Genomic DNA, 13805 nt, shown 5'->3' with positions numbered 1-13805 from the left:
AGGAAATAACTAGGCCTATTGTTGAAAATGAAGTCTAAAATGAAAGGTAACCCAGCTCCACAAGCCATTAACTGCGAGGGTTGTGGCGATTTATGTTACTTTAGAGGGGAAAATCCCTAGAACCCCACTGTAATTGTTCAAAAGGCGCATAAAGCCAATTGGCCATTTGCGTTGGCGTCACACCACTAAAATCGGGATGAGGTTGATTATTGCGATCCTGAACTTTGTGTTGTAAAGCAGCGTTGAGTTCATCAAGGCTCAAATTTGGGTTCATTGCCAGCATAGCTTCTACATCATCGGAAACTTGGGCATGTTGGTTAGAAACGCTGCTCATACAACAACGTTTAAATTTTTTACCACTGCCACAATGGCAAGGATCGTTTCGACCGAGCTTCATTACTCTCCCTTCTTATTGTTATAGAAAAAGCGCCGCATTTTCATGTTTGCGCTGCTCCAATGTCTTAGCAATCGCAAACACTTTTGTTTTACTGATCCCTTGTTGCTTGGCAAGATAAGTAAATTGGCTGATGGCTTCTGCGACCTCTTCAATGACTTGCCTTGCATCATTCCAATTCGCAAAGCCAGCACTGGTAGCAAGTTTTTGCATCACTTTAAGCGATGGCGCTTTGCCATAACCTCCGAACGCAGTGGCGTGTTCGTTAAATGGATGTGGGCTGTAGGTAACATCGTAAAAAGGGGCAGGAGCCCATTGACCGTCATCCGCTTGCAAAAACGCCCAGTTTTTACTGTGGTCGTCTTGGTTAGACGAAAGCAGGTTAAAAATGGCGCGGCGAAATTGCAGTTGCCCAACGGCGGGTGATTTACACAACTGACGGCTGGCTTTTATCAGGTCAATATAATCTAAACTTGGCGTTCTAAAGTCTGCATCCAATAGCCCGCAAGCGCTGTGCATATGCAATCGACCTGCACTGCACTTGCTGCCTAAGTCGGCCTGTTCAGTGACATAATCAAAACGCTCAAGCGCTAACCACGCAGGCGCACCGCTTTTAGGCGGTGCTTCAATGAGTTGCCAGACTGGTGGTTGGCACTTAGCTTGCTCAGCCATTTGCAAATAAGCCGCCTCACACAAACCTTCTTCATGCCCGAGCGCTAGATTCTTTGAGGTAAATTTAATCAGCCAAGCCTTATCTCCATGCTGAGCAAAGGTTCGGCATTGCTGAGTTTCCCCTGTAGGCATATAAATCTGTGCCTTGGGCCTTGCCCCACCCGAACTACCACCCGCGACTAATGCGGCCAACACCTGTTGCGTGTGCTCATCTAACTCATCGTGATTATCATCCATATAATCTGACATTGAAGCATCGAACAGCGTTTGTGCTTCTAAGCCTAACGTCGCTAAATCAATATCCGCAGGCGCCGTGGCTGAAAACTCAGACACCGGAGAAAAAGACAGCGCACCCATACCTTTATCACCAACAAAGGCTAACCTATCCATCGCTGTTAATTGATTAGGTAGGATGCCCTTTTGCCGGAAAATACGATCTTGTAACAGCATGCCCCAACCATCGGGCAAACAATCGGCGAATACGCCATGTACACCTTGATGCGGCGCTTTAGGTGCGGCTTGAACTTGCACGTTCGACTGCAAAGTAAATGGTGATAAATTGCCAAACTGTTGCAAATAGCCGTCTGCATATTGGAAAAAAACGCCTTGCCGATTCTGAGCCAAGATCCCTACAGCAACCTGTTCACCTGAGCTTAACTTACGAGTTACCATGAGTTTTTGAATCGGTTTAAAACTCATCTTTTAGTACCTCATCAATGCTAGTGGGTATAGCAGTGTGTTCTTTACTCGGCTGTGTCAGTTGATAAAGCCTATCCAAAGAGTCGAGGGTCTGCCATAGCAACAGCAATTGGCGAAATGAAATTTGCCCGGTCAGCTCAAATTTCTTAATGGTGGCCGCAGGTACACAGCTTCGCTCAGCAAGTACCGCGCGTGACAGCTTTGCCTGCTTTCGTAACTCACGCAAATAAGCCGCATAGGCTTGGCTTACATCGGTATCATCAAGTAAGGTAAAATTCATCCGCAAAGACCAAATGGATACAGTTATATCCATTATAGCGAAATAAAACAGAAAGTGGATATTATTGTGTCTATTTCTGCTTGAGGTGTTGAAAAATCATTCGATAAAGCTTTTCAAAACTGCTATTTTTTAGACCCTAACAGCAGCATAAGAACGGCACTGTTTTTCCATTGCTAAGCCCTAATATTTAATAAAAGCCAGAGACAAGTGGTGGGCAGTTTGGTGGGCAAACAGGCATTTTTGATCGGTTTATTTTCGATAACTCGTTGAGTTTGTTAGGGTCTAGGCCGCTACTCAATAAGCAAGGCTAGATTATCTCATTTTCTATACAGATGTAGTTATTTATGTATAGGAAATGCGATTCTTGCTACTTTTAAGCCATCCATCGCATCTTTATGTTTGGTTTTAATTTGGTGAGTAGCTTTATTACCTTCTATCATATGCCTCAATAAGCGATTCACAATGGGTGTTTCGAAGCGCTATTTTTGATAATACCTCTTGCAGCGCGCAGAAACACTGAATACGATGCTCAGAAACATCATCATTACTAGCTTGAGCCATGACTTTGCTCAAATCCCCTAGCGCGTCAATATCCTTTAGACATATACCCCGATATATCGGTTGAAGCTACCTTTCTAGATCGAAAGGTTGCTATGATTGAAGAAGGCTTTTACGTGGCTAATAGGATAGGTCATTTAGCCGATTCAATTATAAGAGCATTAAAACTGCGCGAAGTGCAATGGACTGCGTGTGCTAACCCCCAATACTGACAAAAGTTCGGCTACCCTGCGCATCCAAGTGAACTGCGTGAACATCAAGCTAATGGCTATACCAACGAGAAATGACACTAAGCTAACTTACCAACTTGCTCACCACTGCGACATTATTATGCAAGGTTTTATGTACCGGGCATTTATCTGCAATTTCTAAAAAGCGTTTTTGCTGTTGCTCATCTAAATTACCGGTGTAAGTAATGTTACGAACTATAGCTTCAAGCCCATTTAGTTGTTCACAGTTGTTACAATCATCTTGATAGTTTCGCGTATGCGAAAGCTCTACCTTAATATGGGTAATTGGTAGCTTCTTGCGCTGAGCATACATTCTTAAAGTCATTGACGTACATGCACCTAAGCCAGCAAGCAAATGCTCGTATGGATCGGGACCACTATTACTACCTCCAACTTTTACAGGCTCATCTGCTAACCAGTAATGACTAGCAGTACTGACATGTTGGGCAAACTTATGATCTTTCTCTTCAACCAGCACATTGCCTTGACTTACTTCATGCTTGTTTATGTTGGCTAAGTCGGTATTACGGTCAATTGACACATATCGAGTCGCCCATGCAGCAATTACTTCAGCCACATATTCAGAATCATTTTTGTTTTTAAGTAAATGATCGGCGTTGTCTAGGCTTACAAAACTTTTTGGGTGTAAAGCCGCTTGATAAATCTTCTCTGCCTCTTTGATGTTAACAACATCGTCTACTGGTGAATGCATCACTAGCAGGGCTTTGTTAAGCTTGCGAATGTGACCGGTGTCATGCGTATTGATGTCTTCTAAGAATTGCTTTTGAATAGTAAAAACACGCCCTCCAAGATTTACTTCAGCCCTACCGCTTGTTTGAATATCGTCTATTTGCGCGGCAAAGTTATGCGCAACATGCGCAGCATTAAGCGGCGATCCAATAGTCACAACGGCCGCAGATTCTGCCACCTTACTGGCTACACCAAGAACGGCTGCACCGCCTAAACTATGTCCAACAAGTAGCTTAGGTGCATCAAAGTTATCTCGCAAAAAATCAGCAGCAGCGACTAAATCTTGTATATTTGATGAAAAGTTTGTATTTGCGAAATCTCCATCGCTATTGCCCAGACCAGTAAAATCAAAGCGCAATACCGCAATACCTTTTGCAGTTAATGCTCTACTTATACGTGACGCAGCAGCAACATCTTTTCCACAGGTAAAACAATGTGCAAATAAGGCATAAAAGCGAACGTTTGTTTCGGGTGTTTCTAGTAAGCCGCTCAGCGTATTACCATTGCTTGTAAACTCTACTTTTTGACGCATAAATGCTTCCTAGTTTTGTAGTGAGTAAAGGGGTTTTATTTCCATGAGTATAGTCACATTTTAGACAACTCCGGATTGTTTGAGGCGCCCCGCCATGTTTAAGCCGCTCCGCCATGTTTAAGCCGCTCCGCTTGGGCACCTACAAATTAAACACTTAGATTTTAGGAGCCTGGTCCGCAATCAATGCAATTAAGCGGTGGATGTGAGCCCATTCCTAAATTAAACAATAGATCACGTAAAGCTGTTCGCAAGCCTTCTTCAATAACTGGATGATAAAATGGCAATTGCAGCACTTCGCTTACGGTCATGCGCATTTGTACTACCCAAGCGAGTAAATGTGCTAAATGCTCATTATGAGGTCCAATCATTTCAGCGCCCAATAGTACACCGGTTTCTTTATCGCCATACACTCGCAATAAACCTTTGTTAACCAACATAACTCTTGATCGGCCTTGTCCTTCAAAGCTCACGCTGCCGACAGCAAAATCACAGCCATGCTTAGCGTTAAGTGAACTAAAAGAAGCCCCTACAGTTGCAATTTGCGGGTCAGAAAAAACCACACCCAATACTGTTTTTCGGCTGCGCTTGAACACGTTGGGAAAACGAGCAGCGTTCTCACCGGCTAAGCGACCTTCATCAGCAGCTTCATGCAATAAGGGCACATCGCCATTTACATCGCCAGCAATAAAAATATGACTGTTGCCGCATTGCATCGACATAGGATCGTACAAAGGAACACCACGCTCATCGAGGGCAAGTGTGGTATTTTCTATGTCTATTCTGTCGATGTTTGCTTTTCTACCGGTCGCGGCTAACAAATAATCAAAAGTCTCTGTTATTTCATCGTCATCAGGTGATGGTTTAAAGGTAATTTGCACGCCTTGGTCAGTTCGCACTATGCTTTTCACCTGACCATTGCTATGGAACGGGAATTCGTCTTTAAAAATATTCAGCGCGCTTGCGATTACGTCCGGATCGCTTAGCGGACCAACCGCATCGCCTACTCCAAACAAATGTGTTTTAACGCCCAATCGATGCAGAGCCTGCCCTAGTTCCAAACCAATAACACCTGCACCAAATACCGCAATCGACTTGGGTAAATCATCCCAAGAAAATACGTCATCGTTGGTAATTAGCCTATCGCCGGCTTGCTCAAAAAAGCTTGGGATATTAGGGCGTGAGCCCGTTGCTATAATTATTTTATCTGCGCTAATTGTTTCACCATTGCTAAGCTTTAATTGGTGATCATCTATGAAACTGGCATAAGCCTTAACTAGATGTTTTTGATCAAAACTTTCAACGTCTTCATTAACAAAGCCAACAAAGCGATCGCGCTCAAATTTCACCCTATTCATCACGGCTTTACCATCAACTTTTGGCACTTCACCTTGCAAGCCAAAGTCTGTAAACTTTTCGGTATTGTGTCTCAATTCAGCAGGCGCAATAAGCAGTTTTGATGGCATACAGCCAACGCGTGCGCATGTAGTGCCATATTCACCACCTTCAATAAGAGCAATGCTGTCAGTATACTTGCGCGCTTCTCTATATGCGCCCATGCCAGAGGTTCCTGTACCAATAATCGCAATATCTACATGCTTGTTTTTTAATGCTGGTTTCATATTAATTCCTTATTTCATCTTGTTTATGCTGACAAAAGCTCATCTAACGAACCACTTTGCTTCGTGAAAATCTGCGCCGTCACCTATATGGTGATTGTTTAGTGTTTCTTTTGCTTCCTTAGAAAATGGGCAGTGGCCTTTAGTGTAAATTTCAATGTTAGGCATGTCTTGGGCACCGTTGTTCTAACGTTTACTGTCTATATCGCTATTCTGTGCTAATAAGTTATTTAAACAATGTTTGAACGTATTCATTTTCAACACTATTCGTCTATATTTTCAATACTTGAAACAGTCTAAAGTTAAGAAGTAAATTTGATTTTTATGCGAATACCGCACCATATTCCAAACAACATGCTCGCTACAGTAATAAAACTTGATAACGATAAAGTAGGCATAGCAAGCAGCAGTTGAGCGTCATTGCCACCGGCAGCAAGCGATGCTCCAATTCCCATTAAGGTGCCCGCAGTTAAGTGCACAACTATTTGTTTAAATGAAGGTAACAATAGCCCAAATCGTTTGGCTCTAAATACCGAAACAAACATACCCATCAATAATCCGGCGAACAAAAGGTATTGGTTTAAAGATGGCCATTGCTGAGGCAGGTTGCTGGTTAATGCAACAGCTATATGGTTTAACAATCCACTTGGCGGCCATTTAGGTTCAATTAAAAAAAGAAAACCAGCGACTAAACCAATGGTCATCAACTGCAACCATAATCGTATGCGTTGCTTGTTACCTATTAATACCCAAACCAATATGGCGAAAGAAAAAATCATCAATAAAATATAACTAGAGAGGCTGGTTGCTACACTTTGCTTTGTATCAATTTGCCCTCCCCATTTAGTCTGTATATACCAACCAAGCAACCATCCACTGATGGTAGCTAGCATGGTAAGATCTCCGCGAGTCAATTTACCCAAGGTAGACACCCCACAACCTTTATTAAATGCAGTTCCAAGTCCAAACAATAGTCCACCGAGTACTAACCATGGGCTTACATTTAGTGTAATAAAAGCAGTTGGTAAATGTGCAAAATAAGCATAAAAAGCAGCCACCCAAGCAAACACACCACTTAACAAAATTGCGATTAAAAACTCTCGTTTTCCACGCATCCACAAATTAACACCACGGTACATGCACAAACCTGCTGTTTGCGCTAAATAGCCAATTAACAACACACCAATAAACGTGATGAAAAGTAACATGGTGGTGCTTTCCTAAAACGTAAAAGCGTATGAGAAATTCAAAAAGTCGACTCCCGGATTTTTCGTGTTCAAGCCGCCATTGCTATAGTGCATATAACGCACAGATACATTTTGTTCTAGGTTTTCACCAAAATCCATACTCAAGCCAAGACGGTCTTCAAACTGATAATGTGAACCAATGTCTTTACCAGCAAAGCGAGTATCATTAACAAGAGACACACCAATACCAAACTCCCATTTAAGTGGATATTTATCATTTATATAATAAAATGTTTTACCAACAACAGGCGATAACGCAATAACCACGTTGGTTTCATGTTCATTGTTTTCACCGTATTCCCAAAAATTTACGCTGACTTCCCAATAGATATCTAGCGAATCAAAGTAAGGTACATCCCTTAGTTCGTAAGAATGGGGACGATAAGCAAGTCTAAGGCCCGTTATATCGTCTGAGCCAATTAATACATCTACCGCTACGGCACTTGAGTAGGCGGTATCTTTAGCTAGTGTAGGTAAGCTTAAACTAGAAAATATGACGAATAATAGTGTTAATAGTATAAGGGGACGTTTGCTTTTCATTTCGAGTTCCTAAATCATTGTCTGTATTCAATATTAGTATTATCGTCGATAATAAAGTTACAACAATGTCTATATGTCTTTACTTTATGCATCAATCGTCTATATTAAAAACACATTTACTTTTAAGGATGCTTGATGGAAATTTTAAGCGACATTTTGAATGCTTTACGTGTGAGCGGCAGCGTCTATTTTTGCAGCCATGTTGAACCGCCTTGGACAAAAGAGTTCCTTAACAAAACTACCGCAGGATTTCATTTAGTCAGACGCGGCGCTTGTTGGGTGAAAATTGGTGATCAAATAGACCAACTCTATGCAGGAGACTTGATATTTTTAGGTCCTGGTGTTGATCATATACTCACGAGCATCCCGCCCCCAGGCAAGATGCAAATTAGCGGCGATTCAACACTTCTGTTGTGCGGCAATTGCTCGTTCGAAAGCGATAAGCTCTCGCCTCTGAACGAGATATTCCATCAAGTCACTATTGTTCGTGAAGATGAATTAAATAAGCATCCGTGGCTTAAAAGTACTTTCGACCAACTAAGTTCTGAATATATGGCACAAAACCCGGGCAACGAAATTATCGTGAACAAACTCACAGAAGTGGTGCTGGTCGAGCTAATAAGGATTAACTTTGGACGACAAGAAGAACATAGTTTTTTACGAGCACTTAAAGACAAACGTATTAAAAAAGCCTTAGATCTTATTCACAGTTCACCAGAAAACCCTTGGACAATAGAAGCGCTAGCAACAAGCATTGGGATGTCGCGAGCCGCCTTTGCCAAAAAATTTACTGATCTTGTAGGACAAACCGTATTTGCTTATTTGTCGAATTTACGCATCCAAAAGGCAAAAGAAATGATCACAACTACCTCAGCATTTATCGATGATATTGCGCTTGCAGTGGGCTATGAATCTGAGCGGGCATTCACTAAAACGTTTAACAAGTATGTAGGCATGACGCCAAAACAGTTTAGGAAGAGTAAGTAGCTTACTTTACTAAAGCTACAAAAATGCTTAGAAATATTTGGTGTCGTCAAGAGTAGGCCGAGCAAAACAAAAAAGGGCGCTTAGTTTTGTAAGCGCCCTACGAATCTCTAGAGATTACTTTTTCATTGCTAAGGCTTTACCTAATAGCACAACCGAAGCGGCAAGCAATACTAGGTCTTTTACCAAGAATTGACCCGGTACAACATTTAGCGCAGGGAAACCGCCAAGTGATGCTTCCCAAACAGGCGCTGTGAGCAGTAGGCTAGAAGTGACCGCAAAGGTTGCAATCGCACCAAGACTACCCACAATACCAACAACTCGATTTAGAGGCGTTGCTAAAATAGCAATCGCAGTCGCAATTTCTAATCCACCAATTAAGTTAGATGCACCTTGTACACTAAACACGCTATACAGCCACGACGTTAAAGGACTCGACGCGACTAAACCTTGAATTGCGCCTGCTTCGTATCCTGTAAACTTCATAGCACCAATCCAAACAAGAATAAGTGCAATAGAAAAGCGTAAAGCCGTATCGCCATAAGTACTTATGCTTTTTGCTAATTGTGCTTGGCTATCAATTGAGTTGTTGCCAGTTACGGGTGTTGCTTGTTGAGTTTGAGTAGCGGTAATAGTCATAAATTTCTCCAATTAATTAATGTTTAAATCTTGTTTTATATAAAGCTTATAAAGCATGTTCTGAGGTTTTTCTGTTTCTAAATTGCGCTAACAAATCGTTGCTAAGCGCTTGATGAAAATCATCGCTCCCACCAATATGATGGCCTTCAATAAAGACTTGAGGTACCGTTTTACGATTGCTTCGCTCAATCATTTCGGCGCGCAATGTGTCATTGTCTGTAATGTCATATTCTGTGAACTCTAAACCTAAATTACTCAAGGTTGCTTTCGTTCTTTTACAAAATGGGCAATAGCCTTTGCTGTATATTTCGATGTTAGTCATAGTGACCCTCCGTTGTTTGTCTTATATATTAAGTTGCTTCGATGGGATAAGTATGATGCAAATATAAAAACCAACAACGCTCAATAATCTTTATTTATAACACTAATCGTCTAAATCAATAATACAAAGCGCTTAATTGTGTGATTGAAATACCGGGATGGTCGTTATTCGAGGGCTGAAAGGTTATTTCTGACAATAAGACAAGGTCAGGGTTGAGTCCGTACATTCAAATAGGGTCGCTCGCACACCACTCCCCACGCTGATGTCTACCTCCTGTTTGTGCAAACTGACCAACTTTTCAGCTTTTGCATTTAAAGCCGTATTGTTCGACTCCTGCGTTTGATGCAATACATTTACCTGATTAATAAGTGCCCGCTTATCGTTTTGCAGTTTCTCTGCTTCTTGCATACTAGCTACAAGCTGCTGGGCCAATTTTGTCAATTCGGCGCTAACTTCTTGCGAAAGTGACTTATAATTTTCAACCTTCTCTTGTTCTAACCTTAACGCTGCTTTATTAATTTTTTCAGCCTCAGTTACTAGACTATCTAAAAAGGCTGGAGACAACTGGAAGCTTTGGCGTAACTTTTCGCGCTCGGCTAAGCGCATTTCTTGCCAAGCCTTTACGAATGGGTGAGTAGTACTGACAGAGCTATAGTCCTCAATTCTGTCTAGTACTTTTCTCACTGTACAGTTCTCACCTTGCTCCTCTAAGTGCTCACAAACCTCGAATACTTGCTCTTTTAAATCTTTGACTTCTTTAGCCATAAAATACTTCCTTTTCTATACATATAAACACGCGCTGAAGCGAACAAAGTCTGCCTTTGTTCCTCGGACCAAATGAATTGCCGTTGTAATAACCTTCGTAAAAAAACAAATACTGTTTAGGAAAAAATATATAAGAGAATCTTGCAGAATTTGACTTTAAATTTTTGGGACTGCTAGCCTCGACAATTTCATCTTCACTGGCAAAGTCATTTGTTGATATGTTGAACCGTTGTGCATTTTGGCCAATGTTGGTATATCGGAATATGTCTCATGTTATTGATCCGATCTCATTTTTGTTTTAATTTTTATTTTTGTGCAACTCAGACAATTTAGCTAACAAGCCATATTGATCACCGGCTATCTTGGTAGTACGTTTCAGCTTGTATACATCATTGAAAAGCTCTACGTATCTTTCTGGCGTATGATTTTTTATCGTAACGTTAATTGTTCCAACGATTAACTTTTTCTCTCGAGCCATTAATTCTCCTTTTTTGTTTAGTCGAGCTTTTGCGGTATGGTGTTGCTTTTGTATGTTGTTATCGAGTTTTAAGTGGTAATCAAGCGCTCTGAGCAGATCTATCTGCTTTAAATTTTTACCAGACTCGACACCAATGCGAGTAGCAATATTTTGATCAATGACTTCACCAAGTTGACGCATGTTGACTATGGTAGTATTTGGAAACACACTGAAGTTCTGTTCTGCACTTTCTGCAAGTTAAACAACCACTCTTGATGTTTTTTGAGGAAATCGAAATTACTGACCCAACCCATAGTCCTGCCTCATTCTTTTTATAATAAAAACAAATACATAGCAATAATTTACATAAAAACTGAATTGTTTAAAAAAGCGACCGGTTGATCACGCTTTACTATTAATAGCAAAATATCTTTTGATACATTGCTATACCAAAAATATACAGCTGAATGTAAAGGGTAAGAGTTACCAAAAGTGCATTTTCAAGATAGCGAACAAGTCACTTAAATATCAGGTTTAATACGCATTAATTAATTACTCTCTTGTTTGCAAATTGCAGAAATTCAACAATACATACATTGCAATCTATCATTCCCAAAAGGTTGAATAATCTTGAGTAAAAAAGAGCCACCACTATTCACCGTTTTGTCGTATCTACCTTGGTGGATCAGTTTTGTTAGCGGGTTAGTCGTTTACGTTTGCTTAAGCTACGTATTCCCAGCGCTGGTTTCGGAAAATCAGATTTTATTTATGCTTACTGAAGCCGGTAAAAATATTGCGCCGTTTTTTGGAAGCCTATTTCTAATCCCAGCTATTGCCTCAATCTTCATGCGAAAGAAAAAGCAAAAGCTACTTGCTCAACAAAAAAGTATCGACACTCTAAAAGCGCTTTCTTGGCAAGAGTTCGAGATGCTGGTTGGTGAGGCGTTTCGTCGCAAAGGTTTTGCTGTCATTGAAAATATGACTGGTGGTGCTGATGGTGGTATTGATTTACTGCTAAAAAGAGATGATAAGACTCACATTGTTCAGTGCAAGCACTGGCGTTCAAAAAAGATTGGAGTCTCAATTGTTCGAGAGATGTTTGGCATCAAGGAAGCCACTAATGCTAAAAGTGTATTTATTGTTGCGTCTGGCACATTTACGAAAGATGCTATTGCATTTGCTCGAGGTTTACCTATTGAGCTTATTGGAGGTCATGACTTATTAAATTTAATCGCTGATGTTCAATCTAATCGAAACGAGTCTGCAGCGAGCAGTAACGAAGTTACCCATCATTGTCCAAAATGCTCGTCTAAGTTGGTTAAGCGAATTGCTAAGCAGGGTGCGCACAAAGGCAACGAATTTTTGGGGTGCAGTAGCTTTCCAAAATGTCGCTATATTGAAAGTTAGTTGTGTGATTTACATATACGCCTAAATGGTCTCGCCCCAAAATGTTTCAATTTCATATAATTAATAAATCTGATAGCCTGGCCGAAAGGTCAATATTTACATATCACATTGAACCTTAAAAATTTAACCGCCATTTAGGTTTCAATTCGCACTCATAAAGAGTCGGTTCAATAACAATGAAGTTATCCTACTACATCGATAAGTTGCAAAGTATACGGCCAGACCGGTCTTCAGGTCATGCGCGCCCGCATAAAGTGTGCATGATGTTTGCAGTGCTAGACTTAATTGAACAAGGCCACATTACCGACAACCGCATTTATTATGACGACAGACTCAAAAACCGATTCAGCTGGCACTTTGAACGCTTAAAACAAGGAAATGACGCCGACAGCCCATTCTTGCCCTTTTTTCACTTGAAGTCCTCAGGCATTTGGCATTTGATGGTAAAACCTGAAGAGGCGTCATATTTCAGTGCCGTTACATCGGGAACGGATGCCGCTATCAAAAAAGCTGTTAATTTTGCATATTTCGACGACGCGTTGTTTCAATTTTTAAAAAGTCCACACACCTCTTCAATATTAAGAAATGCATTATCAGCTAACCTTGATTCATTAGAGGACCAATATGGCCGTTGGGCAAAGTCTATTGGTAAATCAGATAAAACAATAAAAAACTATGTTGGCGCACTGAAAAACTCTATTCCAAATTGGGGTTCTAGGGATTTTCCCCTCTAAAGTAACATAAATCGCCATACTCACCATATTTAAAGGCATACAAAGGTGGGTTACTTCTCCAAAGTATGGCAAATTATGAGGTTAACAACCCCTTAAACTTAATTTAATTCCTATGGCTATAAAAAACGAACTATCAATTCTTACCAAAGCTGAGCAGCTTGATCTATATTCTCCGCCGCTATTATCACTTGAACAACAACGATTGTATTTTACGCCAAACGAGATCGAGTTAACAGAGTTGAAAAGTATTCGCCTAAGGAACCACCGATGCTATTTCATTGCGTTATTAGGGTATTTTAAGTCTAAGCCTGTGATTCTTTCACCTAGCTTTAACCTCATCTTTGACGATATGCAGTTTATTTCAACGCAAGTTCAAGGAGGCAAAGGGATCAGGCCTTTCAGCATTAATAAGATGCAGCGTGACCGTATATATCAAAGAATACTGAGGTTATTAAACTATCAGAAATGGGACGAAAGTCTGCACTTTGCGCCGCTGTACGAACATCTTGTTATGGTCGGCAAAGCTTGGCTTGAGCCTCGTTATCTATTCGATGCAGCCGCTGAATATCTAGCAACGCATAGAATTGCCATCCCTAAATATACTGTCTTACAAAAGCTTATCAGTCGTGTTATCCAACAGGTCAAGAAGGCGTTAAATAATAAGCTTCGTATTCATGTTTCATCTGAACTACACGGATTTCTAAATACTATTATCGATGACAAAGATGGGCTCTCCTTAAGCCAGCTTCGAGCCGGTGCAAAAAGCGTTATGGTGACAGAGCTAAAAAAAGAACTGACGGTGTATCATCAGTTACAGCCTTATACAAGACAGATTGATAATGCTGTTAAGGGCTTAGCCTTATCGTCTAAAAACCAACAACACTTCGGTGAAATGGTGGATTATTATGGTAGTAAACTAAAACGCTTTAAGCGTCCACAGCAACACCTATGGTTGCTGTGTTTTCTGACTCAACGCATA

The 13805-nt window shown here is 40.9% G+C and carries 17 protein-coding genes; 4 read left to right on the top strand and 13 right to left on the bottom strand.

Going from position 1 to position 13805, the window contains the following annotated elements; all coding sequences use genetic code 11:
* Positions 1-100 precede the first annotated feature (100 nt).
* The 8 genes from QL995_RS21410 to QL995_RS21375 form a co-directional block, all read right to left on the bottom strand.
* A complete protein-coding gene (locus QL995_RS21410; RefSeq protein ID WP_290295056.1) occupies positions 101-397 on the bottom strand; it encodes an SEC-C metal-binding domain-containing protein in 297 nt (98 codons plus the stop codon).
* A gap of 18 nt (positions 398-415) precedes the next feature.
* Entirely contained in the window at positions 416-1765 is a 1350-nt protein-coding gene (locus QL995_RS21405) for a type II toxin-antitoxin system HipA family toxin (RefSeq protein WP_290295055.1), read from the bottom strand.
* Positions 1755-2045, bottom strand: a complete 291-nt coding sequence (locus tag QL995_RS21400; protein WP_290295054.1) for a helix-turn-helix transcriptional regulator — start codon at positions 2043-2045, stop codon at positions 1755-1757. Before QL995_RS21400 ends, QL995_RS21405 begins: the two co-directional genes overlap by 11 nt.
* A gap of 852 nt (positions 2046-2897) precedes the next feature.
* Entirely contained in the window at positions 2898-4115 is a 1218-nt protein-coding gene (locus QL995_RS21395) for a bifunctional alpha/beta hydrolase/OsmC family protein (protein WP_290295053.1), read from the bottom strand.
* Positions 4116-4276: 161 nt separating this feature from the next.
* Entirely contained in the window at positions 4277-5734 is a 1458-nt protein-coding gene (locus tag QL995_RS21390; protein WP_290295051.1) for a dihydrolipoyl dehydrogenase, read from the bottom strand.
* Between the two features lie 39 nt (positions 5735-5773).
* Positions 5774-5899: a glutaredoxin domain-containing protein gene (locus tag QL995_RS21385; protein ID WP_290295050.1), complete on the bottom strand. Its 126-nt coding sequence runs from the start codon at positions 5897-5899 to the stop codon at positions 5774-5776.
* Positions 5900-6033: 134 nt separating this feature from the next.
* Entirely contained in the window at positions 6034-6939 is a 906-nt protein-coding gene (locus QL995_RS21380) for a YeeE/YedE thiosulfate transporter family protein (RefSeq protein ID WP_290295048.1), read from the bottom strand.
* Positions 6940-6951: 12 nt separating this feature from the next.
* A complete protein-coding gene (locus tag QL995_RS21375; protein ID WP_290295047.1) occupies positions 6952-7518 on the bottom strand; it encodes an acyloxyacyl hydrolase in 567 nt (188 codons plus the stop codon).
* Between the two features lie 135 nt (positions 7519-7653).
* Between QL995_RS21375 and QL995_RS21370 the strand changes: the two genes are divergently transcribed.
* Positions 7654-8505 (top strand): AraC family transcriptional regulator, encoded by an 852-nt coding sequence (locus QL995_RS21370; protein ID WP_290295046.1) that lies wholly within the window; start codon positions 7654-7656, stop codon positions 8503-8505.
* Between the two features lie 114 nt (positions 8506-8619).
* On the opposite strand, the gene QL995_RS21365 is transcribed toward QL995_RS21370, so the two are convergent.
* The 5 genes from QL995_RS21365 to QL995_RS21350 all read right to left on the bottom strand — a co-directional run bounded on the left by QL995_RS21365 (position 8620) and on the right by QL995_RS21350 (position 10886).
* Positions 8620-9141, bottom strand: coding sequence for a DUF417 family protein (locus QL995_RS21365; protein WP_290295045.1), 522 nt, complete (start codon positions 9139-9141; stop codon positions 8620-8622).
* A 46-nt stretch (positions 9142-9187) separates the two neighbouring features.
* On the bottom strand, positions 9188-9463 hold the full coding sequence (grxC, locus tag QL995_RS21360) for a glutaredoxin 3 (protein ID WP_290295044.1): 276 nt from the start codon (positions 9461-9463) through the stop codon (positions 9188-9190).
* Between the two features lie 183 nt (positions 9464-9646).
* Positions 9647-10228, bottom strand: a complete 582-nt coding sequence (locus QL995_RS21355) for a DNA-binding protein (RefSeq protein WP_290295042.1) — start codon at positions 10226-10228, stop codon at positions 9647-9649.
* On the bottom strand, positions 10221-10493 hold the full coding sequence (locus QL995_RS21745) for a DUF4747 family protein (protein ID WP_356948007.1): 273 nt from the start codon (positions 10491-10493) through the stop codon (positions 10221-10223). The genes QL995_RS21355 and QL995_RS21745 overlap by 8 nt, the downstream gene beginning before the upstream one ends.
* A 33-nt stretch (positions 10494-10526) precedes the next feature.
* Positions 10527-10886 carry a hypothetical protein gene (locus tag QL995_RS21350; protein WP_290295041.1) on the bottom strand — a complete coding sequence of 120 codons (360 nt, stop codon included), beginning with the start codon at positions 10884-10886 and terminating at the stop codon, positions 10527-10529.
* A 429-nt stretch (positions 10887-11315) separates the two neighbouring features.
* Between QL995_RS21350 and QL995_RS21345 the strand changes: the two genes are divergently transcribed.
* The 3 genes from QL995_RS21345 to QL995_RS21335 all read left to right on the top strand — a co-directional run.
* Entirely contained in the window at positions 11316-12092 is a 777-nt protein-coding gene (locus QL995_RS21345) for a restriction endonuclease (RefSeq protein WP_290295040.1), read from the top strand.
* A gap of 176 nt (positions 12093-12268) precedes the next feature.
* Positions 12269-12826 carry a hypothetical protein gene (locus QL995_RS21340; protein ID WP_290295039.1) on the top strand — a complete coding sequence of 186 codons (558 nt, stop codon included), beginning with the start codon at positions 12269-12271 and terminating at the stop codon, positions 12824-12826.
* Between the two features lie 112 nt (positions 12827-12938).
* Positions 12939-13805, top strand: an 867-nt coding sequence (locus QL995_RS21335) for a DUF4158 domain-containing protein (protein WP_290295038.1), incomplete at its 3' end; no start/stop codon positions are given.

Origin of the sequence: Pseudoalteromonas sp. APC 3358 (assembly GCF_030408075.1) — a bacterium.
In the GTDB taxonomy this organism is placed as follows: domain Bacteria; phylum Pseudomonadota; class Gammaproteobacteria; order Enterobacterales; family Alteromonadaceae; genus Pseudoalteromonas; species Pseudoalteromonas arctica.
Note: the sequence above shows the minus strand (reverse complement) of the source record. Positions and strands in the feature narration are given on the sequence as shown.